Raw genomic sequence first — 24316 nt, 5'->3', positions numbered from 1 at the left:
CTTTTCTGCGAAAAGCCTTTTCGTCTAATTGACGCTATCTATCATAACCGCTTTGTGTCAGCTTGACGATGTCCATAGCGTCGATGTGACGCATCCCCCCGCACGCGCGGTGTGCGAGCATGAAGGGAACAGACACGCGCCTGGCCCGGAATGAATCCGCGGCCCCGATGGTTGGACCGTCGGCAAGCAGTCCGTACAACCCCGGGAGAGAAGCAGATGTCCGTATCGGACGAGACCACCACCGTGAGCGACGGCATCCTCCTGTCCGACGCCGCCGCAGACAAGGTCAGGACCCTGCTGGAGCAGGAAGGCCGTGATGACCTCGCGCTGCGCGTCGCCGTACAGCCCGGCGGCTGCTCGGGCCTGCGCTACCAGCTCTTCTTCGACGAGCGCTCGCTCGACGGCGACGTCGTGAAGGACTTCGGCGGCGTCAAGGTCGTCACGGACCGGATGAGCGCCCCGTACCTGGGCGGCGCCTCCGTCGACTTCGTGGACACCATCGAGAAGCAGGGCTTCACGATCGACAACCCGAACGCCACGGGCTCCTGCGCCTGCGGTGACTCCTTCAGCTGAACCTCTGAGTCGTACGACGGCGGCGGCGCTCCCGGATTCCGGGAACGCCGCCGCCGTCGTCTCCGCGTGCGGCCTCAGGCGCGCGGTACCGCCTCACCCGACCCCGCGTCGACCACCTTCCGGCCGTCCAGCGGCGCGTCCAGGGTCACCGTCCGGGTCAGCTCCTTGGCGATCATGATGCAGGCCTTCCCGGGGTCCGGCTTCGACTCGGAGACCGTGACCCGCACCGTCGTCGCGTCCTCCGTGGCGCGGGCCGTGTAGGTGCCGCACACGCCGCCCCAGAACGTCACCTCCAGCGTCCGGCCGTCCGCGCTGTACGCGATGAGGCTCGCGCCCTCGCCCCGCGGGTCCTTCGTGGGCTCCGGGGCCGGCCCGGTGCTCTCCGGCGCCAGGCGGTCCGGGTCCACCGCGACCTGGACGACCGTGCTCGCGGGGCCGCCCCCTTCGGGCCGTACGGAGAAGATCCAGGAGGGCACGAGAATCGGCTCGCCGTCCGAGTACCGCGCCGCGAGCCCGAACTCGGCCCTCTCGACCGTCGCCGTGGCGGCCGGCGGGGTCCTGGCGCAGTCGGCCTTCGGTGACCCCGGATCGCCCTCCAGCGGCTCCGGTGTGGCGCAGCCGCCGGTGCCGGACGACTTCGCTCCCCGCCGGCTCTCCGCGTTCAACTGCTTCAGCGCGTCGTCCGCGCCCGTCACCGGATAGCTGTCGCCCTTCACCAACGACTTCAGATGCCCGCTGCCGCCGACGATCTCGCCTCCCGCGCCCACCTGGATCCCGGTCGACCACCCGTAGGTCGGCAGCCCGTCCACCACGGGGTCGGCGTTCACCACGCGCACGGAGCCCATCAGCTGGGCCGCGTCGAGCGAGGCGCCGTCCTGCCCCACCGCCTTCAGGACCGGTACCGCCGCGGCCTCGGCGGCCTTCTCGTCCACCGGCGAGCCGGTGCCGGTGCCCGGTGCGGTGCCCTTCGAGCAGGCCGCGGGCGACTCGCACGCGTCCGTGCCGCCCTGGCCGTACCGCGCGAACGTCCAGGTGCCCGGCGCCCGCTCGGCCACCCGCAGAAGGGGTCCGGAGCCGTCCCCGTCACTGCCCACCTTCCAGGCCGTGCCCTCCGCGCGGGGTGTTCCGCTGACTCCGAGGGCCTTCGCGAGGCGGGTCACCTCGGCCGCGGTCACCGTGCCCGTCGCGCGGTGGACGGCCGCCGCGTCCGGTCCTTCGGGCAGCTCGCCCGAGGCGCGGTAGACGGTTGTGCCGCCATGGGGATCCGGCTCACCCGGCGCGATGCCCGCAGGCGCCGATGTGCCGCCGCCGTCCGCCGGGGCGTCGAGCGCCAGGACAGGGGCCGCACCGGTCCCGGGATCGGGGCGGAGGCCCGGCGCGGCCTCGCCCGGGGTGTTGGACGCCCAGTACGCACCGCCGCTCCCGGCCAGCAGCACGGCTGCCGCAACCGAGGCCACGGCGAGCGGCGACCGCCGCCGCCGGGGGCCCGTCATGTCATTCTCGGGTTGCTCGGTGCTCACCGGATCGCTCCTTCGGCTGCCTGGCCGTCACGGGCACATCATCCGTCCCCAAGGGCGGGGACACCGGTGGGACGGGCCAGGGGAGCGCGCGGTTCCACCGCGTGCGCGGGGGAGCCGCCGGGGAAGCCTCCGGTCAGTCCCCGTAGTCGGACATGGAATCGACCAGGCGGGCCGAGGAGGGCGGCACCGTGACCCCGTGGATGCGGGACGGCTCCACCGGCTTCGTGGTGGCCCTCGTGGGCGCCACCCAGTGAGGCGCCATCCGCGCGCAGTCACCGCGCAGCTCGGCCAGGCTCATCTCGGACTCACGGGGAGCGGACTCACGCGGAACCATGGTGTTCGACATATCCGCACCGTACGCACAGGAGTACCCACGTAGAAAGACCTACTATCGGGTAGTTTTACCCCTTCGGGCCCGGAGGTCTCACCGGGTAGCGTGAACTGTCACGCCGTCCCGGAGGGCGCGTTCACGCGCTCCCTCCGCCTTCCGCAGGAGCAGCCTCCGTGCGCATCGCAGTCACCGGCTCCATCGCCACAGACCACCTCATGACCTTCCCCGGCCGATTCGCCGACCAACTGGTCGCGGATCAGCTGCACACGGTCTCGCTCTCCTTCCTCGTCGACAACCTCGACGTGCGACGCGGCGGGGTCGGCGCCAACATCGCCTTCGGCATGGGCGTGCTCGGCACGCAGCCCATCCTCGTGGGCGCCGTGGGGTCGGACTTCGACGACTACCGCGCCTGGCTCGACCGGCACGGCGTCGACACCGGTTCCGTCCGCGTCTCCGAGGTGCTGCACACCGCGCGCTTCGTCTGCACCACGGACGCCGACCACAACCAGATCGGCTCCTTCTACACGGGGGCCATGAGCGAGGCCCGGCTGATCGAGCTCAAGAGCGTCGCCGACCGCGTGGGCGGCCTCGACCTCGTCTCGATCGGCGCCGACGACCCCGAGGCGATGCTCCGCCACACGGAGGAGTGCCGGTCGCGGGGCATCCCGTTCGCCGCGGACTTCTCGCAGCAGATCGCCCGGATGGACGGCGAGGAGATCCGGATCCTCCTCGACGGTGCGACGTACCTCTTCTCCAACGAGTACGAGAAGGGGCTCATCGAGTCCAAGACCGGCTGGAGCGACGAGGAGATCCTGTCCAAGGTCGGCCACCGCGTCACCACCCTCGGCGCCCGTGGCGTCCGCATCGAGCGGGCCGGCCAGGACCCCGTCGAGGTCGGCTGCGCCGAGGAGGAGCGGAAGGCGGACCCGACCGGCGTGGGCGACGCCTTCCGGGCCGGTTTCCTCTCCGGCCTCGCCTGGGGCGTCGGCCTCGAGCGCGCCGCCCAGGTCGGCTGCATGCTCGCGACCCTGGTCATCGAGACGGTCGGCACCCAGGAGTACACCCTGCGCCGCACCAACTTCATGGACCGCTTCACCAAGGCGTACGGGGACGAGGCGGCCTCCGAGGTCCGCAAGCACCTCTCCTAGGGTCCGGGAGCAGTACGGGGCTCACAGGAGCCGGCGGACCACATAGGCCGAGCCGTGGTCCGCCGGCTCCTCGCCCACGTACTCCTGTTCGCGCATCGCGCACCAGGCCGGGATGTCGAGGCGGGCCGCCTCGTCGTCCGAGAGCACCGTCACCGTGCCGCCCACAGGTACCTCTGCGATCACCTTTGCGAGTTCGATCACCGGAACGGGGCAGCGCCGGCCCAGCGCGTCGACCACGAGGGAGGCCCGCGGCGCCGGGGAGGGGGCCGCCGGGACGGGCGCGCCGAGCCTCTCCCGCACCTCGGCCACCACCCCGGGCAGCACGCCCAGGAAGCCGCCGACCTCTTCCTCCGTCGTCCCGGACGGAAGCGACACCCGGACGTTCCCCTCGGTGAGCACCCCCATCGCCTTGAGGACGTGGCTGGGCGTCAGCGTGCTGCTCGTACAGGACGAACCGGATGAAACGGAGAATCCGGCCCGGTCCAGCTCGTGGAGCAGCGTCTCCCCGTCGACATAGAGACAGGAGAAGGTGACCAGATGCGGCAGCCGCCGCACCGGATCACCGACCACCTCCACATCGGGCACCAGGCCCGCCACCGAGGCCCGGATCCGGTCCACGAGGGCGCGCAGCCGGGCACCCTCCGCCTCGGCCTCCGCGCGCACCGCCCGCAGCGAGGCCGCTGCCGCCACGATCGCGGGGATGTTCTCGAAGCCGGCCGCCCGGCCCGACTCCCGTTCGTCGGCCGGTCCTTGGGGCGCGAACCTGACCCCCTTGCGCACGGCCAGCAGTCCGACCCCGGCCGGCCCGCCCCACTTGTGGGCGCTGGCGGCCAGCAGCGACCAGTGGCCGGGCACCGGCCCCCAGCCCAGCGACTGCGCGGCGTCCACCAGCAGCGGCACGCCCGCGTCGGCACAGACCTCGGCGGTCTCGGCCACCGGCTGCTCGGTCCCCACCTCGTGGTTGGCGGACTGCAGACAGGCCAGCGCGGTGTCCGGGCGGAGGGCCCGGGCGTACGCCGACGGATCCACGGCGCCGCTGCGGCTCACCGGCACCTCGGTGAAGGATCCCCCCGCGGCCTCGAGGGCCGCGGCCGAGTGGAGTACCGAGGAGTGTTCGACGGCGGAGAGCACCAGATGGCGGCCGACACGCCGACGCCCGGAAAGCGCGCCGGCGATCGCCGAGTGCACCGCCCGGGTGCCGGACGAGGTGAAGACGAGCTCGTCCGGACGGCAGCCGACCGCCTCCGCCGCCGTCTCCCTGGCCGCGTCCAGCAGCATCGCGGCCCGTCGCCCCTCGCGGTAGAGCCGGGCGGGATCGGCCCATCCCTCGTCCAGCGAGGCGTGCAGCGCCTGGCGGGCGACGGGGTGCAGGGGGGCGGAGGAAGCCGCGTCGAAGTAGGGCACACCCTCACGCTAGCCCGCGCAGGTGCGTGACCAGGTGACCGGCCACCTCGGCGACGGGGAGAGGGAGCGTCAGATGGCGGTCGGAGGCTCGCATTCCATCCCTTCGGGGTGTCGTGCGGCGCGTTGGGCACCCTCCCCGCGCGACCCCAAATAGCGTCCAGTAGGGTTTGGTCCGCATAAACATCCAAACCCCTGCCCGCGTCAGGGCCGGCGACCGACCAAGCGAGACGGCCGCGCCGACCGTGCGGGCGAGACTCTCGGGAAGGCGCTACGTGAGTCCCAACGGCTCCGACCGCTCGTCGCGGCGCCCGATGCGGCGGAAGCTGCCGCAGGTGCTGACTGCGGGCCTGGTCCTGGCGACGGCCTCCGGTTGTTCATACAACTGGGAGGATTTCCCCCGCCTCGGTATGCCCACCCCGGTAACGGAAGAGGCCCCTCGGATCCTCTCCCTCTGGCAGGGCTCGTGGGCGGCAGCGCTCGCCACGGGCGTCCTTGTCTGGGGGCTGATCCTGTGGAGCGTCATCTTCCACCGGCGAAGCAGGACCAAGGTGGAGGTACCTCAGCAGACCAGGTACAACATGCCTATCGAGGCGCTGTACACAGTGGTCCCCCTCATCATCGTCTCGGTGTTCTTCTACTTCACCGCGCGCGATGAATCGAAGCTCCTCGAGCTCAGCCCGAAGCCGGCCCACACGATCAACGTGGTCGGCTACCAGTGGAGCTGGGGCTTCAACTACATCGAGAACGTGGAGGGCGAGCCCTCCACCGGCGGCAAGGTCTCCAAGGAGCTCGCCGCCATCCCCGACAAGTTCCAGAAGGACTTCCCCGCGAACGCCAACGGCGTCTACGACGTGGGTGTCCCTGGTACGCGTAACCCGCAGAACGGCAACCCGGGTCCGACCCTGTGGCTGCCGAAGGGCGAGAAGGTCCGTTTCATCCTGACTTCGCGTGACGTCATCCACTCCTTCTGGGTGGTGCCGTTCCTCATGAAGCAGGACGTCATTCCGGGCCACACGAACTCCTTCGAGGTCACGCCGAAGAAGGAGGGCACGTACATGGGTAAGTGCGCCGAGCTCTGCGGCGTCGACCACTCCCGGATGCTCTTCAACGTCAAGATCGTTTCTCCGGAGCGTTACCAGCAGCACCTCAAGGAGCTGGCGGAGAAGGGTCAGACGGGCTACGTGCCGTCAGGCATCGAGCAGACGGACCCGGCCAGGAATGCGGAGACGAACAAACTGTGAGCATCCTCAATGAATCCCAGGGTGCCGCGGCAGCAGACGACTCGTTCGAGGACGAGCTGCCGGTGCGGCGCAAGCAGCCGGGGAGTGTCGTCGTCAAGTGGCTGACCACCACTGACCACAAGACGATCGGCACGATGTACCTGGTCACATCGTTCGCGTTCTTCTGCATCGGTGGCCTCCTGGCGCTCTTCATGCGCGCCGAGCTGGCCCGTCCGGGTACGCAGATCATGTCGAACGAGCAGTTCAACCAGGCGTTCACGATGCACGGCACGATCATGCTGCTGATGTTCGCGACGCCGCTGTTCGCAGGCTTCGCGAACTGGATCATGCCGCTGCAGATCGGCGCGCCCGACGTGGCGTTCCCGCGGCTGAACATGTTCGCGTACTGGCTGTACCTCTTCGGCTCACTGATCGCCGTGGCCGGCTTCCTCACCCCGCAGGGTGCCGCCGACTTCGGCTGGTTCGCCTACTCCCCGCTGTCGGACGCGGTCCGCTCGCCGGGCGTCGGCGCCGACATGTGGATCATGGGTCTGGCCTTCTCCGGCTTCGGCACGATCCTCGGTTCGGTCAACTTCATCACCACGATCATCTGCATGCGCGCCCCCGGCATGACGATGTTCCGCATGCCGATCTTCACCTGGAACGTCCTGCTGACCGGTGTCCTGGTCCTGCTGGCCTTCCCGGTCCTGGCCGCCGCGCTCTTCGCGCTGGAGGTCGACCGTAAATTCGGCGCACACATCTTCGATGCGGCCAACGGCGGCGCACTGCTCTGGCAACACCTCTTCTGGTTCTTCGGCCATCCAGAGGTGTACATCATCGCGCTACCGTTCTTCGGAATCATTTCCGAAATCATTCCGGTGTTCAGCCGCAAGCCGATGTTCGGCTATGTCGGTCTGATCAGCGCGACGATCGCCATCGCCGGTCTTTCGGTGACGGTGTGGGCGCACCACATGTATGTGACGGGCGGCGTGCTGTTGCCGTTCTTCTCCTTCATGACATTCCTCATCGCGGTGCCGACCGGTGTGAAGTTCTTCAACTGGATCGGCACGATGTGGAAGGGGTCGTTGTCGTTCGAGACACCGATGCTCTGGTCGGTCGGCTTCCTGATCACCTTCGCCTTCGGTGGTCTGACCGGCGTGATCCTGGCCTCCCCGCCGCTGGACTTCCACATCTCCGACTCGTACTTCGTCGTCGCGCACTTCCACTACGTCGTCTTCGGCACCGTGGTCTTCGCGATGTTCGCCGGCTTCCACTTCTGGTGGCCGAAGTTCACCGGCAAGATGCTGGACGAGCGGCTCGGGAAGATGACCTTCTGGACGCTGTTCATCGGCTTCCACGGCACCTTCCTGGTGCAGCACTGGCTCGGTGCCGAGGGCATGCCGCGTCGCTACGCGGACTACCTCGCGGCCGACGGCTTCACCGCCCTGAACACGATCTCGACGATCTCCTCGTTCGTGCTCGGACTGTCGATGCTTCCGTTCATGTACAACGTCTGGAAGACCGCGAAGTACGGCAAGAAGATCGAGGTCGACGACCCCTGGGGTTACGGCCGTTCGCTCGAATGGGCGACGTCGTGCCCGCCCCCGCGGCACAACTTCCTCAGCCTGCCGAGGATCCGTTCCGAATCCCCGGCGTTCGACCTGCACCACCCGGAGATCGCGGCACTCGAGCAGCTCGATCACCTGTCCGAGGGTGACAAGGTCCTCGTCGGTGGCAAGGAGGACGGCAAGTGAAGATCCAGGGCAAGCTCTTCATCTGGCTGAGCGTCTTCATGCTGGCCATGGCCGTCACGTACGGCGTCTGGTCCAAGGAGCCGGTCGGCACCACCGCGCTGGTCCTGGCCTTCGGGCTGGCCATCATGATCGGCTTCTACCTGGCCTTCACGGCCAACAGGGTCGACGCGATGGCCCAGGACAACAAGGAAGCCGACATCGCGGACGAAGCCGGTGAGGTGGGCTTCTTCTCGCCGCACAGCTGGCAGCCGCTCTCCCTGGCCATCGGTGGAGCCTTCCTCTTCATGGCCGTCGTCTTCGGCTGGTGGCTGGCCTACTTCTCGGCCCCGCTGCTCCTGATCGGCCTCTTCGGCTGGGTCTTCGAGTACTACCGGGGAGAGAACCGCACCCAGTAGGACACGCCCGCACAGGACGCGTCACACCCTTACGGGGGCCCGTTCCGCTCAGCAACGAGCGGGGCGGGCCCCCGTTTGCAGTCACTGAACGCGCTGGATCGGATGAATCTTCTTAGCGTGGGTTCATGAACCACACGCCGCGCATCCGCACCGTAGTGAGCTGCACCCTGCTGGTCGTGACCCTGGTAGCGGGTGCGACCGCCTGTGGCGAGCCCGATGGTCATCCGCTGTCGCTGAAGCCGTACGACGCGGCCGACCTGGTCTCCTTCAACGGCCCCTCGGGCAACGAGAAGGCCGACCCCGACAAGCCCCTCGAAGTCACCGTCAAGGAAGACGACGCGAAGATCACGGACGTGACGGCCGTCGACAGGGAGGGCCGCCACCTGGCGGGCGAACTCGACGCCGACGGGAAGCGGTGGCACTCCACCACCTCGCTCGCGGCCGGCACCCGGTACACCGTCAAGGTCTCCACCGAGAACGGCGACGGCGCCCCCGGCAGCCGTACGTACGGCTTCGGCACGACCTCGGCCAAGAAGTTCCTGAAGGTCGCCTTCGGCCCGCAGGCGGGCACCTACGGCGTCGGACAGCCCGTCACAGCGGAACTCAGCGCTCCGGTCACGGACAAGGCCTCCAGAGCCACCGTGGAACGCGGACTGCAGGTCCGCTCCACCCCCGCCGTCACGGGCTCCTGGTTCTGGGTCGACGCCAAGACCCTGCACTACCGGCCCAAGGAGTACTGGCCCGCCGACGCCACCATCGACGTCCGCAGCAACCTCAAGGGCATAAAGGTCACCAACGCCCTCTACGGGGCCGCCGCGAAGCCCCTGAAGCTCACCACCGGCGACCGCATAGAAGCGATCACCGACGCCTCCGACCACTCCATGACCGTGCTGCGCAACGGTGAGGTGATCAACACCCTGCCGGTCACCACGGGCAAGCCCGGCTTCGAGACGCGCAACGGCGTCAAGGTCGTGCTGGCCAAGGAGCAGTTCGTACGCATGCGCGGGGAGAGCATCGGCATCGCCGCCGGCTCCTCGGAGTCGTACGACCTGCCCGTCTACTGGGCGACACGCGTCACCTGGAGCGGTGAGTACGTCCACGCGGCGCCCTGGTCGACCGGCTCGCAGGGCAGCGCCAACGTCAGCCACGGCTGCACCGGGATGAGCACCGCGGACGCCCAGTGGTTCTTCGAGACCGTACGCGAGGGCGACATCGTCAAGGTCGTCGGGAGCGACGGCGAGACGATGACGCCGTTCGACAACGGCTTCGGCGACTGGAACCTGGACTGGGACGCCTGGCGCAAGGGCAGCGCCCTGCACGGGGGCGGCACACCGGACTCGGCCACCGACGTCGAGGCGGCGCGGCTGCGCCCCCAGGTCTGACCGGCCGGGAGTGCGCCGCGCCCCGGAAGGACACCGCCGAGGGCTTCGCGGCCGCCGCGCCTCAGGCGCCCACGGACAGCCTGTGGCGCAGCAGGGAGGCCAGGGCGTCCGCGAAGTCGACCGGGTCCACCGGATGCGTCACAGCGGCGTCCGCACGGCTCCACGTGGCCAGCCAGGCGTCCTGCGGGCGTCCGATCAGCAGCAGGACGGGCGGGCAGTCGAAGATCTCGTCCTTGATCTGTCGGCAGACGCCCATCCCGCCCGCCGGGGCCGTCTCGCCGTCCAGCACGCAGACGTCGACACCGCCCCGGTCCAGCGCGCTCAGGACGGCGGGCAGGGTGGCGCACTCCAGGAACTCCACCGGCGGCACGTCCGCCGCGGGCCTGCGCCCGGCTGCCAGCCTCACCTGCTCACGGGTGTTGGCGTCGTCGCTGTAGACCAGGACCGTGGCGGTCGGCTGCATTGTTCCTCCGTGACGTCTGTGTCTTCGGGGCTCTGTGGGCATGAACCGATGGGCGGATCGTACTCCGGCGGACTGCCTGTCAGCACCGGTAAGGACGACGATTCGATGGGCCGTTCGGTGAGGACACACGCCTCTGACACACCGAACGGCACCCCCCGGAGTGAGGGCGGGATAAGCGACCGACATAATGTCGGTCGTGGCGACAGCAACGACAGTAGAAACCGGGCACGCGCACCCGTCGGTCAATCGGCCGAACCTCACCAGCGTCGGAACCATCATCTGGTTGAGTTCCGAGCTGATGTTCTTCGCGGCCCTCTTCGCGATGTACTTCACCCTGCGATCGGTGATGGGACCCGATCACTGGAAGGAGATGGCTCACCATCTGAACTTCCCGTTCTCGGCGACGAACACCACGATCCTGGTGCTTTCCTCTCTCACCTGCCAGCTCGGCGTTTTCGCCGCGGAGCGGGGCGATGTGAAGAAGCTCCGCACCTGGTTCATCATCACGTTCGTGATGGGTGCGATCTTCATCGGAGGCCAGGTCCTCGAGTACACCGAGCTGGTCAAGGAGGCGGGTCTCTCCCTGTCCTCCGACCCGTACGGTTCGGTGTTCTACCTGACGACCGGCTTCCACGGTCTGCATGTGACAGGCGGTCTCATCGCCTTCCTGCTCGTCCTGGGCAGGACATACGCGGCCTCGAGATTCACCCATGAACAGGCCACCGCCGCCATCGTCGTGTCCTACTACTGGCACTTCGTCGATGTCGTCTGGATCGGCCTGTTCGCCACGATCTACATGATCAAGTAACCGGGCTCGCACCCACCCATCATCGACGCAGAAGATCCTGACACCGGGGTAATCCGTGAAAAAGCTCTCCGCACGACGACGCCATCCGCTGGCGGCGGTCGTCGTACTACTCCTCGCGCTGGCGGCTACCGGGGGGCTGTACGCCGCGTTCGCGCCTGCGGGTAAGGCGCAGGCCGACGAAACCGCCCAGTCCCTCGCCATCGACGAGGGCAAGAAGCTCTACTCCGTGGGCTGCGCAAGCTGCCACGGATCCGGCGGTCAGGGCACCACCGACGGGCCGTCCCTCGTGGGCGTCGGCTCCGCCGCCGTCGACTTCCAGGTCGGTACCGGACGTATGCCGGCCCAGCAGCCGGGCGCCCAGGTCCCGAAGAAGCCGGTCATCTACAACCAGGCCGAGATCGACCAGCTCGCGGCGTACGTCGCGTCCCTGGGCGCCGGCCCGATCACGCCCACCAAGAGCCAGGTCGACCCCTCGGGCGCGGACGTGGCCAAGGGCGGCGACCTGTTCCGCAACAACTGCGCGCAGTGCCACAACTTCACGGGCAAGGGTGGCGCGCTGACGGAAGGCAAGTTCGCCCCGGACCTGGAAGGCGTGAGCCCGAAGCACATCTACGAGGCCATGCAGACCGGCCCGCAGAGCATGCCGTCCTTCCCGGACAGCACCATGCCGGAGCAGCAGAAGAAAGACATCATCGCGTACGTCCAGACCGTCAACGGCAATGAGTCCGAGTCCCCCGGCGGGCTCTCGCTCGGCGGCCTCGGGCCCGTCAGCGAAGGTCTCTTCGGCTGGATCTTCGGCCTGGGCGGCCTGATCGCCGTCGCCGTATGGGTCGCGGCCCACACCGCTAAGGCCAAGAAGTCATGAGTAGCCAACAGATTCCAGAAGAGAACCTGCCGGTTGAGCAGGGCACCGCGCACGGCGCGGTAGAGGGTGCGGGCGACCCGTTCGCCGACCCGGGGCTGCCGGCCCACAAGCCGCGCATCCAGGACATCGACGAACGGGCCGCGAACCGCTCCGAGCGGGCCGTCGCCTTCATGTTCACGCTGTCCATGCTGGCGACGGTCGGCTTCATCGCCTCGTACGTCATCTTCCCGGTCGACAAGATCGTCTACATCTGGCCGCTGGGCCATGTGAGCGCGCTCAACTTCTCCCTGGGCATGACCCTTGGTCTGGCGCTCTTCCTCATCGGCGCGGGGGCCGTCCACTGGGCGCGCACCCTGATGTCCGACGTGGAGGTGGCCGACGACCGGCACGCCATCGCGGCGGAGCCGGAGGTCAAGGCGAAGGTCATGGCCGACTTCGCGGCCGGCGCCAAGGAGTCCGCGATCGGGCGGCGGAAGCTGATCCGCAACACCATGTTCGGCGCGCTGGCCCTGGTGCCGCTCTCCGGTGTGGTGCTGCTGCGCGACCTCGGTCCGCTGCCGGAGAAGAAGCTCCGCAAGACGCTGTGGGCCAAGGGCAAGCAGCTCGTCAACATGAACACCATGGAGCCGCTGCGTCCCGAGGACGTCGTGGTCGGTTCGCTGACCTTCGCCATGCCCGAGGGGCTGGAGGAGGACGCGCACGACTTCCAGTCGCAGATCGCCAAGGCCGCCCTGATGATCATCCGTATCGAGCCGGACAACATCAAGGACAAGCGCGAGCGCGAGTGGGCCCACGAGGGAATCGTGGCCTTCTCCAAGATCTGCACCCACGTCGGCTGCCCCATCAGCCTGTACGAGCAGCAGACCCACCACGTGCTCTGCCCGTGCCACCAGTCCACCTTCGACCTCTCCGACGGCGCCCGCGTCATCTTCGGTCCGGCCGGTCACCCCCTTCCGCAGCTTCGGATCGGCGTGAACAGCGAGGGCAACCTCGAGGCGCTCGGTGACTTCGAAGAGCCCGTCGGTCCTGCCTTCTGGGAGCGCGGATGAGTACTGCGACAGACACACAGCGCAAGGCGCCCGCCGGCGAGCGGGTGGCCGACTGGGCGGACGGCCGGCTCGGCATCTACAGCCTGGCCAAGGCCAACATGCGCAAGATCTTCCCGGACCACTGGTCCTTCATGCTGGGTGAGATCTGCCTCTACAGCTTCATCATCATCATCCTCACGGGTGTGTACCTGACGCTGTTCTTCAACCCGAGCATGAACGAGGTCGTCTACCACGGCTCGTACGAGCCGATGCAGGGCATCCGGATGTCCGCGGCCTACGCGTCGACGCTGGACATCAGCTTCGACGTCCGCGGTGGTCTGCTGGTCCGCCAGATCCACCACTGGGCCGCGATCATCTTCCTCGCCGGCATGTTCGTGCACATGTTCCGGGTGTTCTTCACCGGGGCGTACCGCAAGCCGCGTGAGATCAACTGGCTGTTCGGCTTCCTGCTGTTCGTCCTCGGCATGTTCACCGGGTTCACCGGCTACTCGCTCCCGGACGACCTGCTCTCCGGCACGGGTGTGCGCTTCACGCAGGGCGCCATCCTGTCGATGCCGATCGTCGGCACGTACATCTCGATGTTCCTGTTCGGCGGGGAGTTCCCCGGCACGGACATCATCTCGAGGTTCTACTCGATCCACATCCTGCTGCTGCCGGGCATCATGCTCGGGCTCGTGGTCGGCCACCTCATCCTGGTCTTCTTCCACAAGCACACGCAGTTCGCCGGACCGGGCAAGACGAACAAGAACGTCGTCGGCATGCCGCTGCTGCCGGTGTACATGGCCAAGGCCGGGGGCTTCTTCTTCCTGGTCTTCGGCTTCATCGCGATCCTCTCGGCGATCGCCACGATCAACCCGATCTGGGCGCTCGGCCCCTACCGTCCCGACCAGGTGTCCACGGGCGCCCAGCCGGACTGGTACATGGGCTTCGCGGAAGGCTTCGTCCGTGTGATGCCTGGCTGGGAGATCAACCTCTGGGGCCACACGCTGGTCCTGGGCGTCCTCATCCCGCTGGTCCTCTTCGGTGTCGTACTCGGGGCACTCGCCCTGTACCCGTTCATCGAGTCCTGGATCACCGGGGACAAGCGCGAGCACCACATCCTGGACAAGCCGCGCAACGCACCGACCCGCACCGGGCTGGGCGTCGCCTGGGTGACGATCTACTTCGTCATGCTGATCGGCGGCGGTAACGACATCTGGGCGACCCACTTCCACATGTCGCTCAACGCGATCAGCTGGTTCGTACGGATCGCCTTCTTCGTCGGACCTGTCCTGGCGTTCGTCGTCACCCGGCGGATCTGCCTCGGTCTCCAGCGCCGCGACAAGGAGAAGGTGCTGCACGGGCGCGAGTCCGGCACCATCAAGCGCCTGCCGCACGGTGAGTTCGTGGAGATCCACGAGCCGCTCAGCCAGGAGCAGCTGCACACGCTCACGGCGCACGAGCAGTACAAGCCGCTCGAGCTCGGCCCGCGGGTCGACAAGAACGGCGTCGAGCGCAAGCCGTCGGCAGTGCAGAGGCTGCGGGTCAGGCTCAGCAAGAGCTACTACGGCGAGGACAACCAGATCGCCAAGCCCACCGCCGAGGAGTACAAGGAGATCACCAGCGGCCACGGCCACCACTGATCACCTCAGCTGACCGCCACAGCGGGAGCCCCGTCCATCCGATGGACGGGGCTCTTCGCTGTCCCCGGGCCTGGATAGGGTGGGAGGTATCCCTTGTATCGGCTGTGGACCCCCAGGAGCGGACCATGAACGTGGTGACCCCGGACGGCGGCGACAGCGTGGCGGCACGCACCTGGCCCGGCGTGCTGACGCCTCTGCTGCGCGGTGAGCACCTGGGCGCGGACGACACCGCGTGGGCCATGGACCGCATCATGAGCGGCGAGGCCACGGACGTGCAGATCGCCGGCTTCGCCGTCGCGCTGCGGGCCAAGGGAGAGACCGTCGACGAGGTCACCGGACTCGTCCGCGCCATGTACGAGCACGCCCACACCATCGAGGTGCCCGGTCGTACGGTCGACATCGTGGGAACCGGCGGCGACATGGCCAAGACGGTCAACATCTCCACCATGTCGGCGATCGTCGTCGCGGGGACCGGCGCGAAGGTCGTCAAGCACGGCAACCGTGCCTCCTCCTCGGCGAGCGGTGCCTCCGACGTACTGGAGAAGCTCGGCGTCAACCTCGAACTGACGCCGCAGCGCGTCGTCGCGGTGGCCGAGGAGGCGGGCATCACCTTCTGCTTCGCCGTGAAGTTCCACCCCGCCCTGCGGTACGCGGCCAGGGCGCGCAAGGAACTGGGCACACAGACCACCTTCAACATCCTGGGCCCGCTCACCAACCCGGCCCGGGTGCGTTCCCAGGCCATCGGGGTCGCCGACCCGAAGATGGCGCCCATCGTCGCGGGCGTGCTGGCGGACCGGGGGAATTCGGCGCTCGTCTTCCGGGGCGACGACGGTCTCGACGAGCTGACCACCACCGCTACCTCACGGGTCTGGATCGTCCGCGACGGCACCGTGCGCGAGCAGGCCTTCGACCCGCGCGACGTCGGCCTCGACCTGGTCCCCGTCGAGGCGCTGCGGGGCGCTGACTCCTCGTACAACGCGGATGTGGCCCGCCGGCTGCTCGACGGGGAGACCGGCCCCGTGCGCGACGCGGTGCTGCTGAACTCGGCTGCCGCGCTGGTCGCGCTGGAGCCGGGCGAGGGCTCTCTGGACGAGCAGCTCTCGGCCGGGATCGCGCGCGCCGCGCAGTCGGTCGACTCGGGGGCGGCCAGGAGCGCGCTGGAGCGCTGGGTGACGGCCAGCAACGCCTGAGCGCGCACGGTGTGAGCGGGGGCGCGGTCCGGATCGCGGACCGCGCCCTTGCGCGTCGCCGTGGGTATGGCAAGATGCTGCGCAGGTCATGAGTGACAGCGACTACGGCCCCGGCCCGCTGTCCGGCAACCCTCCGTCCGTGGCGGGGTGCCCCGGGTGAAGACCAGGCCGCAGGCAGCGAGGTCTGTGGCAAGCGCGGGCCCCTCGGCATCGTTCGATGCCACCCCTTGGGGTCCTGGTCCCAGGGAGCCTTCTGTGAGCAAGCGAATGCGATAGGGCGCCACGCCCTCCTCCGCACGCCTTTTTCCTTACGTTCCCGCGCTGCCGCGCACTGCCGCCGGCGCGAGGATTTCGCCTGCCTCTTACGGGAGTTCGCCATGTCTGTCTCCACCGCTGCCGTCGACCAGTCCCTTTGTGCCCCGCTGCCGGTTCTGGGTGCCGATGTCACCGTTCCGCTCGTCACCGGCGGAGAGGTCACCTACGCCGCTCTCGACTACGCGGCCAGCGCCCCGGCGCTCCAGCGCGTCTGGGACGACGTGGCCGCCTACGCCCCGTACTACGGCAGTGTGCACCGCGGCGCCGGCTACCTCTCACAGCTCTCCACCGACCTGTTCGAGAACAGCCGCGAGACCGTCGCGGAGTTCCTCGGCTGCCGTGCGGAGGACCAGGTGGTCTTCACCCGCTCGACGACCGACTCCCTCAACCTCCTCGCCGCCGCGCTGCCCGCCGACTGCGAGGTGTTCGTGTTCGAGACCGAGCACCACGCCTCGCTGCTGCCCTGGCGTGACGCCCGGGTGACCTGCCTCGACGCCCCGCGCACCCCGGCCCAGGCGGTCGCCACGCTGGAACGGGCGCTGGCCGCCCGCAAGCCCCACGGCCCCGCCTTGGTCTGCGTGACCGGCGCGTCCAACGTCACCGGTGAGCTGTGGCCGGTGAGGGAACTGGCCGCCGCCGCCCACGCCCACGGCGCGCGCATCGTGCTCGACGCGGCGCAGCTGGCGCCCCACCACCCGGTGGACATCGCCGGGCTGGACGTCGACTGGGTCGCCTTCTCCGGGCACAAGCTCTACGCGCCCTTCGGCTCGGGCGTCCTCGCGGGCCGTGCCGACTGGCTGGTGGACGCGGAGCCGTACCTCGCGGGCGGCGGCGCCTCCCGCAAGGTCGCCAGGCGTGCCGACGGCGGCGTGGACGTCGAGTGGCACACCACCGCGGCCCGGCACGAGGCGGGATCGCCCAACGTCATCGGCGTCTACTCCATCGCCGCGGCCTGCAAGGCCCTGACCGAGGCCGGGTTCGACCGGCTGGTCGCCCGGGAGCAGCAGCTGGTGACACGGGTCCGTGAGGGGCTCGCCGGCGTCCCCGAGGTCAAGGTGCTCTCGCTCTTCGGTGACGACGCCCCGAGGGTCGGCGTCATCTCCTTCGTGGTCGAGGGATGGAACAGCTCGCACTTCGCCGCGGCGCTCTCCGCCGAGTACGGCATCGGGGTGCGCGACGGACTGTTCTGCGCGCACCCGCTGGTGCGGACCCTGCTGGGCAGCGAGCCGCAGGAGCCGGGCGAGTGCGGCGCGCCGGAGGCCGCGCCCGGGGAGAAGTCGCTCAACGCCATCCGGGTGAGCTTCGGCGCCGGCACGCCGGACGAGCACATCGAGCGATTCCTGGGCGCCGTCCGCGAGCTGGTCGGCGAGGGTGCCCGCTGGACCTACCGCACCGAGGAGGGCCGCTGCGTCCCCGACCGGGGTGTCTCGCAGGTCTGAGCGGGTCCGGACACGGCTCCGGCCGGGGACGGGGCGACACGCCTCCCGTCCCCGGCCGGAGCCGTACGCGGTCTCAGGCGTCGAGCCCGATGGCGAAGGCCGCCTCGAGGTCGTGCTGCGAGTAGGTGCGGAAGGCCACATGGGTGTCGGTGCCCTCGACGCCCTGGATCTTGCTGATCCGGCCCGGGATGACGTCGGCCAGATCGTCGTGCCGGGCGACCCGGACCATGGCGATCAGGTCGTACGTACCGGTGACCGAGAAGACCTCGCTGACACTGTCCAGCGCGGCGATGGCCTCGGCGATCTCGGGAATCCGGTCCACGCTGGTCTTGATGAGCACGATCGCGGTGATCACGGCTGGCTTTCTCCCTCAGTGGCCGTGGCTGGAGACTTCACTCTAGTCCCCCGGAACCGCACCCAGGCGTAGAGGAACCCGGCGGCGAAACCCGCCACGTGCGCGAGGTACGCCACGCCCGGGCCGCTCCCCGCGCTCTGCGCCGCCAGCCACTGCAGGGCGAACCAGAACACGAGGACGATCCAGGCGGGGAAGCGCAGCGGCAGGAAGAAGAGGAAGGGGAAGAGGCTGGTGACGCGGGCCTTGGGGAAGAGGAAGAGGAACGCGCCGAGCACCGCGGAGATCGCCCCCGACGCGCCGACCAGCGTCTGGTCGGAGTCCGCGTGCACCACCGCGTAGGCCACCAGGGCGAAATAGCCGCAGGCGAGGTAGAAGACGGTGAACTCGGTGCGGCCCATGCGTTCCTCGGCCATCGCGCCGAACACGTAGAGGAAGAGCATGTTGCCCAGCAGATGCAGCCAGCTGCCGTGGACGAAGAGTGCGGTGAGCGGGGTGAGGGCGGCGTGGGCCGAGCCTTCCATGAGCTCGGCGGGGATCACACCCCAGCGCTCGAAGTACCCGGCCTGAGCGGCCAGCAGCGCGTCGGCGCTGCCGTGGACGGGGTTGAACCCGGAGAGCGGACTGATCAGGAACACCGCGCAGCAGAGCGCGATCAGTCCGTACGTGACCGGGGCGCCGTCCGCCGCGGCGGCGGCCCGGAGCTCTCCGGCACGCCTCCGCCAGTGGACTTCCCGCCGAATGGTCACGTACAGAGCATGACGCACCGGGCGAGAACGGCACAGACCGCCTCGCCGTGTCGATAGGTATGCGCAAGGCCGTAGGGTTGCGGCAGGACATCCGCAGTTCGACGGCGCACCGCGAGATCGAAGCCTGGGCACGCACGAGACTCGACGAACGACGAAAGAGGACGCAACGATGACGACGGTTCCCCAGCCGACGGACGGGACCCGCTGGCGCTGCACGCTCTGCGGCAACCTGACCCGTTTCGATGTGACGCGCTCCTCCAAGGTCGTGGAGTACGTGCACCTCGACCTGGCCGGGGAGTCGAGTGTCGAGGAGCGCGAGGTGGTCAGTGAGACCATCGAGTCGGTGCGCTGTCGTTGGTGCAACGCCGTGGACCAGATCGAACTGGTCGACAGGCCCGGTGCCGACTCCTGACGGGGCCGTGCGGACAGACATTGGGGTGATGGATGGTGGAGCAGCCGACAGGCGGCGCCGGACCGGCCGACGCGGCCGACGGCACCGCGGAGTCGCTCGACCGTCCGCTGCCCGAGGGCGTACGCCGCAAGGTGGTGGCGCTGGTCTCGGACGCGTTCGGCGGTCTGACCGTCGGCGAACTCCCCGCCCAGCTCCGTCAGTACGCTCGTTTCACCCCGAGCAGACGGGCCAAGTTCGCCGGTAACGCGATGGCCGCGGCCCTGGAGAGCGATCCGGTGTTCCGCCGGCGCATCGGTGAGCGGATCGGCCAGTCCCAGCCGGAACTGGCCGACGCCCTCACCTCCGGTGCCCCGCCCGCCGCCGCCGACCCCGTCGATGTGGCGGCGGCCGCCTATGTGCTGCGGCCGGCCGGCTGGGTCAAGCTGGTGGCCGCGGCCGGCGAGGAGGTCCAGCGGGCCCACGCCGAGCGTGCGGACGAGGAGGCCAGACGCGAGCTGGAGCGGCTGCGTGAGGAACTCGACCACGCCCGCGGCCAGACCAGGGCCGACACCGAGCGGCTGCGCTCGGAGCTGGACGCCTCCCGCAAGGAGAGCGACTCCCTGCACCGCAAACTGCGCAGCGCCCTCAGCGAGGTGAAGCGCAAGGAGGCCGCTCTGCGCAAGGCCGGCGCCGAGACCGACGCCGTGCGGGCCGAGGCCGCTGCCCAGGTCTCCGCGGCCGAGAGCGAGTCCCGGCGGCTCAAGGCGCGGCTGGCCGAGGCGGAGGCCTCGGTCGAGGCGGGCCGCCGGGCGGCCAGGGAGGGGCGCTCGGTCGAGGACATGCGGCTGCGGCTGCTCCTGGACACCGTGCTCGACGCGGCACAGGGTCTCCGCCGCGAACTGGCCCTGCCCCCCTCCTCGCTGCGCCCCGCGGACGGTGTCGAGGCCGTGGAGCCCGGCCGGATGTCACCGAAGGACATCGCCGCCAGGGCCCTTTCGGAGACCGATCCGGCGCTGCTCGACCAGTTGCTCGCCCTGCCGCAGGCGCACCTCATCGTCGACGGCTACAACGTCACCAAGACCGGCTATCCGCAGATGCCGCTGGAGAAGCAGCGGTTGCGCCTCCTGGGCGGTCTCTCGGTCCTCGCGGCGCAGACCGGGGCCGAGATGACCTGTGTCTTCGACGGCGCCGAACTGGCCGCCCCGGTCCTGCTCGCACCGCCCCGCGGGGTCCGCGTCCTCTTCAGCAAGGCGGGAGTGACCGCGGACGAGCTGATCCGGCAACTGGCGCGCGCCGAACCGCCGGGCAGGCCCGTCGTCGTGGTCTCCACCGACCGCGAAGTCGCCGACGGGGTGGCGAAGGCCGGTGCGCGGCCGGTCGCGTCCGCCTTGCTCCTGAAGCGCCTTTCGCGCGTCTGATGTGCCATGTGAGGCATGGGTGACTTGTCGGAATTTCTGGAACGTACCGTCAAGTCACCGCTACACGCAGTGTGATGAAAGTAAAGAAGTGCCTGGTGTGACGAGATTTTGCTCGTGAGGATTTGAACTGATCACAAGATGGTCACTAGGGTCAGGCCTCGAACCTTCGCACGGTTGATTGCCCACCCGGGGTGACGGCGAAGGAACCGCCGAGTCCGTGACGTGCACGGAGCCGGGGATTCTTTCCCCCACAGCCCGGTAGGCGGCTCGAGGAAGAAGGAGCTCGCCTTCGTGGCGTCCCACCGTCGTCCCAAGCAGCCGAGCCGCACCCGCGTGACCGTGCTCACCGCGACCGCCGCCGCAGCCGTGGCCCTGACCTCCCAGGCCGCGCACGCCGACCCCAAGCCGACCAAGAGCGAGGTCAAGGCGAAGGTCGACAAGCTCTACCACGAGGCCGAGGTCGCCACCGAGAAGGCCAACGGCGCCAAGGAGCAGCAGGACAAGCTCAAGAAGCAGGCCGACGCGCTCCAGGACAAGGTCGCCCGCGGCCAGGACGAGCTCAACACCCTGCGCGGCGAGCTCGGTTCGCTGGCCACCGCGCAGTACCGCTCCGGTGGTCTCGACCCGTCGGTCCAGCTGCTGCTCTCCTCGGACCCGGACAGCTTCCTCGACCAGGCCTCCGCGCTCGACCAGCTGACGGCCAAGCAGGCCGAGTCGCTGCAGAAGATCCAGGCGAAGCAGCGCACCCTCGCGCAGCAGCGCGAGGAGGCGCAGGGCAAGCTCGCGGACCTCGCCGACGTCCGCGAGTCGCTCAACGAGAACAAGAAGAAGTACCAGGGCAAGCTGGCCGACGCCCAGAAGCTGCTCAACACCCTCACCGCCGCCGAGCGCGCCAAGATGGCCGCGGACGATCAGCGGGCCAGCCGCGCCGCCGGTGACCGGGTCGATCTCGGCAACGAGGTCCCCGCCTCCGCCCGTGGCGCCGCCGCCCTCCAGGCCGCGTCCACGCAGCAGGGCAAGGCATACGTCTCCGGCGCCACCGGCCCCAACGCCTACGACTGCTCGGGTCTGACCCAGTGGGCCTACGCCCAGGCCGGCGTCCAGATCACCCGCACCACGTACACCCAGATCAACGACGGTGTCCGGATAGGCCGCAGCGCCCTGAAGCCGGGCGACCTGGTCTTCTTCAACAACACCTCGCACGTCGGCCTGTACGCGGGCAACAACCAGATCCTGCACGCCCCGAAGCCCGGCGCCGTGGTCCGCTACGAGTCGATGGACTACATGGGCACCTTCCAGTTCGGCGTGCGCGTCTGACGCCCGAACGGGCGAATCGCGGCACCCCTCGACGACACCCCGCCCCGCCGGAGACCACAGGTCACCGGCGGGGCGGAGCTGCTTCCGTGACGCCCGTCTCCTCGGTCACCCGCGTATGACCGTACGATCGGCCCGATGGCTGTTCGGACACAGGACGCGCGGCGGGAGCGCACCCGCAGACGGAGCACGGCGGGTGCCGTGCTCGCCGCTCTGCTGCTCGCGCCCGCCTGCGCCGGCCCCCGGGACCCCGCCACCGGCATCACCGCGCGGGAGGTCGGCGCCGCCCTGGACCGCAGGGCCGAGGCGGTCATGGAGCACGACACCGATGCCTACCTGGCCGCGCTCGACCCCCGCGCCGCATCCTTCCGGGCCGCGCAGCGCACCGAACTGGGCAACCTCGCCGACGTACCGCTCGAGTCATGGGCGTACAAGGTCAGGGACGTGACCGACGAGGGCGCGGGCCGGGTGAGCGCCGAGGTCGAGCTGCGCTACCGGATCAAGGGCTACGACATGGCCCCCATGTCCTCCTCCCGCACGGTGGAGCTGGTCCGCCGGGGGGAGGACGGCCGCTGGTACGTCGCCGCCGACCGGGCCGCCGACGGCACCCCGGCGCAGCTCTGGCAGCAGGGCGACGTCGAGGTCGTACGGGGCACGCACAGCCTGGTCCTCGGGGTCGGCCGCCGTACCGCGGAGCTGCGCCGGATCGCGGCCACCGCGGACCGGGCCGTCCCTGCCGTCACCGGCACCTGGCCGGAGCCCTGGGCGGAGCGGGTCGTGGTGCTCGTCCCGGAGTCCGTGGAGGACATGGCCGGGCTCCTGGACTCACCCGCGGCCAGCTACCGGGGCATAGCGGCTGTCACGACCGGCAAGGTCGGCGGAAGCGGCCGGGAGCCCGCGGACCGGGTGATCGTCAACCCGCAGGCGTACGGAATGCTGGGGGACTTCGGGCAGCGGGTCGTCCTCACCCACGAGACCACCCATGTGGCGACCCGTGCGCACACCTCCGCCGCCACGCCCGTCTGGCTCTCCGAGGGCTTCGCCGACTGGACCGCCTACCGCCGGGAGAGCCGCACGGCTCCGGAGATCGCGCCGGAGCTCGCCCAGGCCGTCCGGGGAGGTGACCTGCCCGCGCGGCTCCCGACCGACGAGGACTTCGGCTTCGGCGAGGACGCGGCGCAGCTCTCCCAGGCCTACGAGGGCGCCTGGCTGGCCTGCGAGCTGATCGCGCGGGAGTGGGGCGAGGAGGAGCTGATCGCCCTCTACAAGGCCGTGGGGAGCCGCTCCGAGCGGGACGGCGCCGTCGAGCAGGCCATGCACACGGTGCTCGGCACCACGCCCCAGGACTTCACGGCGCGCTGGCGGGAGTATCTTCGCGCCCGGCTGGGCTGACCCGCTCCGCCGCCCGCCCCCGCCGCGTCCCTGGCACGGTGTCCCGCCAGAGCCGCCGCCCGGCGCTCAGCGTCGCGGCGAGCAGCAGACCGTTGCGTACGGCCATGAGCTCCAGGCCCTCCGCGTCACTTGCCACCACATGCCCGAAGCCCAGCGGGAACTCCAGCAGGGTGACGGCCGTGGCCACCAGGACCAGACACGCGGGCAGCGCCATCCTGCTGCCCCGGAAGACCAGGCACACGGCGGCCACACCGAGCGGCCACACCATGTACTGGGGACTGATGACACGGCTGGTCACGGTGAACAGCAGCACCGCGGTGAACGCGGCGTCGGCCGGGGTGTGCACCGCGAACGTACGCGCCCGCAGACGCCACACCAGCAGCCAGCCGAAGGCGAGCACGCTCAGTGCCAGGGCCAGGGTGCTCACCAGCGCCACATGCGGGCCGGCGAACTCCATCGAGCCGTAGCGGAGCTCCACCCGGCCCTCCCAGCCGAACTGCCGGGCCACATGGAAGACCAGCGCCCCCAGCGACTCGATCTCCAGCCCCCGGTCCCGCTGGAACGTCAGGAAGGCGAACGCGCCGGGCACCGCCACCGCCGCCACCAGGGCGAGCAGAGCGAGCGTCACCGCCGCCGCCGACCAGGAACGCCGGGTGGCCCTGCCCCGGGCGGTACCCACCAGCACCAGTACCGGCCAGACCTTCAGGAGCGTGCCGAAGGCGGCCAGCGCCCCCAGCACCCGGGGGTGACGGACACCTGCCAGCAGGGCCGCCACCGCGACGGCCGTCACCATCAGGTCGTAGCGCGCGTACACGGTCGGCCCGAGCAGCGGCACGCCCGCCACCCACAGCCAGGCCCCCGCGTCGCGCATGCCCGGACGGCTTCCCGCGTACAGCAGAAGGCCGAACACCAGGGCGTCACACAACAGTACGAGGACGAAGAAGGCGGAGGCGTACTCCAGGAAGGGCAGCAGATCCGGGGAGAGCACGGCGAGGGCGGCGGCGGGCGGATACTGCCACGTGACGTCGTCCAGCGGGTACGTGCCGGTGCGGAGCACCTCGTACCAGCCCCGGTAGATCACCGAGACGTCGCTCGTGACGTCGGGGCCCGGCACCGTGAACACCTTGAAGACGCAGAGCAGCAGCACCGCCCGGGTGAGACCCCATACGGCGAGGGACAGAGCCCGGCCACTCGCGTCCTTCCTGACCGTCATGCACGCCAT

The 24316-nt window shown here is 69.6% G+C and carries 23 protein-coding genes and 1 riboswitch; of the genes, 16 read left to right on the top strand and 7 right to left on the bottom strand.

The genetic code is table 11. The annotated features are described in order from the left end of the window. Positions 1–216 precede the first annotated feature (216 nt). Entirely contained in the window at positions 217–573 is a 357-nt protein-coding gene (locus ACZ32T_RS01875; RefSeq protein WP_056784314.1) for a HesB/IscA family protein, read from the top strand. A 74-nt stretch (positions 574–647) separates the two neighbouring features. Here the strand turns inward: ACZ32T_RS01875 and ACZ32T_RS01870 are convergent, their stop codons facing one another. Both ACZ32T_RS01870 and ACZ32T_RS01865 read right to left on the bottom strand, forming a co-directional pair. Next, complete coding sequence (locus ACZ32T_RS01870) at positions 648–2093, bottom strand: hypothetical protein (protein ID WP_467364845.1); 1446 nt, start codon at positions 2091–2093, stop codon at positions 648–650. Positions 2094–2226: 133 nt separating this feature from the next. After that, entirely contained in the window at positions 2227–2439 is a 213-nt protein-coding gene (locus ACZ32T_RS01865) for a hypothetical protein (protein WP_467271842.1), read from the bottom strand. A gap of 158 nt (positions 2440–2597) precedes the next feature. Here ACZ32T_RS01865 and ACZ32T_RS01860 point away from each other — a divergent pair, with 158 nt between their 5' ends. Next, complete coding sequence (locus ACZ32T_RS01860; protein WP_467271844.1) at positions 2598–3572, top strand: carbohydrate kinase family protein; 975 nt, start codon at positions 2598–2600, stop codon at positions 3570–3572. Positions 3573–3593: 21 nt separating this feature from the next. On the opposite strand, the gene ACZ32T_RS01855 is transcribed toward ACZ32T_RS01860, so the two are convergent. After that, entirely contained in the window at positions 3594–4976 is a 1383-nt protein-coding gene (locus tag ACZ32T_RS01855) for an aminotransferase class V-fold PLP-dependent enzyme (protein ID WP_467271846.1), read from the bottom strand. A gap of 272 nt (positions 4977–5248) precedes the next feature. Here ACZ32T_RS01855 and ctaC point away from each other — a divergent pair, with 272 nt between their 5' ends. The 4 genes from ctaC (at position 5249) to ACZ32T_RS01835 (ending at position 9727) form a co-directional block, all read left to right on the top strand. Beyond that, positions 5249–6217, top strand: coding sequence for an aa3-type cytochrome oxidase subunit II (gene ctaC, locus ACZ32T_RS01850; protein WP_356707335.1), 969 nt, complete (start codon positions 5249–5251; stop codon positions 6215–6217). Beyond that, on the top strand, positions 6214–7950 hold the full coding sequence (gene ctaD, locus ACZ32T_RS01845; protein WP_362930553.1) for an aa3-type cytochrome oxidase subunit I: 1737 nt from the start codon (positions 6214–6216) through the stop codon (positions 7948–7950). Before ctaC ends, ctaD begins: the two co-directional genes overlap by 4 nt. Continuing rightward, positions 7947–8345 (top strand): cytochrome c oxidase subunit 4, encoded by a 399-nt coding sequence (locus tag ACZ32T_RS01840; protein WP_467273479.1) that lies wholly within the window; start codon positions 7947–7949, stop codon positions 8343–8345. Before ctaD ends, ACZ32T_RS01840 begins: the two co-directional genes overlap by 4 nt. Before the next feature lie 125 nt (positions 8346–8470). Then, positions 8471–9727, top strand: a complete 1257-nt coding sequence (locus tag ACZ32T_RS01835) for a L,D-transpeptidase (protein WP_467273480.1) — start codon at positions 8471–8473, stop codon at positions 9725–9727. Between the two features lie 61 nt (positions 9728–9788). On the opposite strand, the gene ACZ32T_RS01830 is transcribed toward ACZ32T_RS01835, so the two are convergent. Continuing rightward, complete coding sequence (locus ACZ32T_RS01830) at positions 9789–10190, bottom strand: DNA-binding transcriptional response regulator (protein ID WP_362930549.1); 402 nt, start codon at positions 10188–10190, stop codon at positions 9789–9791. Positions 10191–10377: 187 nt separating this feature from the next. On the opposite strand from ACZ32T_RS01830, the gene ctaE reads away from it, so the two are divergent. From ctaE to ACZ32T_RS01800, 6 genes are all read left to right on the top strand, one after another. Further along, positions 10378–10998: an aa3-type cytochrome oxidase subunit III gene (gene ctaE, locus ACZ32T_RS01825; RefSeq protein WP_014045480.1), complete on the top strand. Its 621-nt coding sequence runs from the start codon at positions 10378–10380 to the stop codon at positions 10996–10998. Positions 10999–11053: 55 nt separating this feature from the next. Beyond that, positions 11054–11863: a cytochrome bc1 complex diheme cytochrome c subunit gene (gene qcrC, locus ACZ32T_RS01820; protein WP_467273481.1), complete on the top strand. Its 810-nt coding sequence runs from the start codon at positions 11054–11056 to the stop codon at positions 11861–11863. Next, entirely contained in the window at positions 11860–12912 is a 1053-nt protein-coding gene (gene qcrA / locus ACZ32T_RS01815) for a cytochrome bc1 complex Rieske iron-sulfur subunit (protein ID WP_356707329.1), read from the top strand. The genes qcrC and qcrA overlap by 4 nt, the downstream gene beginning before the upstream one ends. Then, entirely contained in the window at positions 12909–14534 is a 1626-nt protein-coding gene (gene qcrB, locus ACZ32T_RS01810; protein ID WP_467273482.1) for a cytochrome bc1 complex cytochrome b subunit, read from the top strand. Before qcrA ends, qcrB begins: the two co-directional genes overlap by 4 nt. Before the next feature lie 125 nt (positions 14535–14659). Next, positions 14660–15724, top strand: a complete 1065-nt coding sequence (trpD, locus tag ACZ32T_RS01805) for an anthranilate phosphoribosyltransferase (protein ID WP_467273483.1) — start codon at positions 14660–14662, stop codon at positions 15722–15724. Positions 15725–15808: 84 nt separating this feature from the next. Next, positions 15809–15926, top strand: a riboswitch (SAM riboswitch). A gap of 175 nt (positions 15927–16101) precedes the next feature. Continuing rightward, positions 16102–17478 (top strand): aminotransferase class V-fold PLP-dependent enzyme, encoded by a 1377-nt coding sequence (locus ACZ32T_RS01800; RefSeq protein ID WP_467273484.1) that lies wholly within the window; start codon positions 16102–16104, stop codon positions 17476–17478. Positions 17479–17551: 73 nt separating this feature from the next. Here ACZ32T_RS01800 and ACZ32T_RS01795 read toward each other — a convergent pair whose 3' ends face one another. Continuing rightward, positions 17552–17833 (bottom strand): Lrp/AsnC family transcriptional regulator, encoded by a 282-nt coding sequence (locus tag ACZ32T_RS01795; protein ID WP_104784870.1) that lies wholly within the window; start codon positions 17831–17833, stop codon positions 17552–17554. After that, entirely contained in the window at positions 17830–18597 is a 768-nt protein-coding gene (locus ACZ32T_RS01790; protein WP_467364842.1) for a rhomboid family intramembrane serine protease, read from the bottom strand. Before ACZ32T_RS01790 ends, ACZ32T_RS01795 begins: the two co-directional genes overlap by 4 nt. A 151-nt stretch (positions 18598–18748) precedes the next feature. Between ACZ32T_RS01790 and ACZ32T_RS01785 the strand changes: the two genes are divergently transcribed. The 4 genes from ACZ32T_RS01785 (at position 18749) to ACZ32T_RS01770 (ending at position 23094) form a co-directional block, all read left to right on the top strand. Beyond that, positions 18749–18991 carry a hypothetical protein gene (locus tag ACZ32T_RS01785; RefSeq protein ID WP_014156692.1) on the top strand — a complete coding sequence of 81 codons (243 nt, stop codon included), beginning with the start codon at positions 18749–18751 and terminating at the stop codon, positions 18989–18991. A 35-nt stretch (positions 18992–19026) separates the two neighbouring features. After that, positions 19027–20388 (top strand): NYN domain-containing protein, encoded by a 1362-nt coding sequence (locus ACZ32T_RS01780; RefSeq protein ID WP_467273486.1) that lies wholly within the window; start codon positions 19027–19029, stop codon positions 20386–20388. Positions 20389–20679: 291 nt separating this feature from the next. Continuing rightward, positions 20680–21705, top strand: a complete 1026-nt coding sequence (locus tag ACZ32T_RS01775; RefSeq protein ID WP_467364840.1) for a C40 family peptidase — start codon at positions 20680–20682, stop codon at positions 21703–21705. A gap of 135 nt (positions 21706–21840) precedes the next feature. Then, positions 21841–23094, top strand: a complete 1254-nt coding sequence (locus ACZ32T_RS01770; protein WP_467273488.1) for a hypothetical protein — start codon at positions 21841–21843, stop codon at positions 23092–23094. Here ACZ32T_RS01770 and ACZ32T_RS01765 read toward each other — a convergent pair. Then, entirely contained in the window at positions 23051–24307 is a 1257-nt protein-coding gene (locus ACZ32T_RS01765; RefSeq protein WP_467364838.1) for a glycosyltransferase 87 family protein, read from the bottom strand. The genes ACZ32T_RS01770 and ACZ32T_RS01765 overlap by 44 nt on opposite strands. Positions 24308–24316: the final 9 nt, after the last annotated feature.

Source organism: Streptomyces sp. NPDC023573, assembly GCF_055559735.1.
The sequence above is the reverse complement of the archived record's forward strand: the minus strand, read 5'-3'. Positions and strand labels throughout refer to the sequence as shown.

What these genes read in the sequence shown, in the direction of transcription:
- qcrA (WP_356707329.1), top strand. Translation starts at nt 11,860, where the DNA reads ATGAGTAGCCAACAGATTCCAGAAGAGAACCTGCCGGTTGAGCAGGGC.
- qcrB (WP_467273482.1), top strand. Translation starts at nt 12,909, where the DNA reads ATGAGTACTGCGACAGACACACAGCGCAAGGCGCCCGCCGGCGAGCGG.
- ACZ32T_RS01875 (WP_056784314.1), top strand. Translation starts at nt 217, where the DNA reads ATGTCCGTATCGGACGAGACCACCACCGTGAGCGACGGCATCCTCCTG.
- ACZ32T_RS01800 (WP_467273484.1), top strand. Translation starts at nt 16,102, where the DNA reads ATGTCTGTCTCCACCGCTGCCGTCGACCAGTCCCTTTGTGCCCCGCTG.
- ACZ32T_RS01765 (WP_467364838.1), bottom strand. Translation starts at nt 24,307, where the DNA reads ATGACGGTCAGGAAGGACGCGAGTGGCCGGGCTCTGTCCCTCGCCGTA.
- ACZ32T_RS01770 (WP_467273488.1), top strand. Translation starts at nt 21,841, where the DNA reads ATGGCTGTTCGGACACAGGACGCGCGGCGGGAGCGCACCCGCAGACGG.
- ctaE (WP_014045480.1), top strand. Translation starts at nt 10,378, where the DNA reads ATGTCGGTCGTGGCGACAGCAACGACAGTAGAAACCGGGCACGCGCAC.
- ACZ32T_RS01865 (WP_467271842.1), bottom strand. Translation starts at nt 2,439, where the DNA reads ATGTCGAACACCATGGTTCCGCGTGAGTCCGCTCCCCGTGAGTCCGAG.
- ACZ32T_RS01830 (WP_362930549.1), bottom strand. Translation starts at nt 10,190, where the DNA reads ATGCAGCCGACCGCCACGGTCCTGGTCTACAGCGACGACGCCAACACC.
- trpD (WP_467273483.1), top strand. Translation starts at nt 14,660, where the DNA reads ATGAACGTGGTGACCCCGGACGGCGGCGACAGCGTGGCGGCACGCACC.
- ACZ32T_RS01835 (WP_467273480.1), top strand. Translation starts at nt 8,471, where the DNA reads ATGAACCACACGCCGCGCATCCGCACCGTAGTGAGCTGCACCCTGCTG.
- ACZ32T_RS01785 (WP_014156692.1), top strand. Translation starts at nt 18,749, where the DNA reads ATGACGACGGTTCCCCAGCCGACGGACGGGACCCGCTGGCGCTGCACG.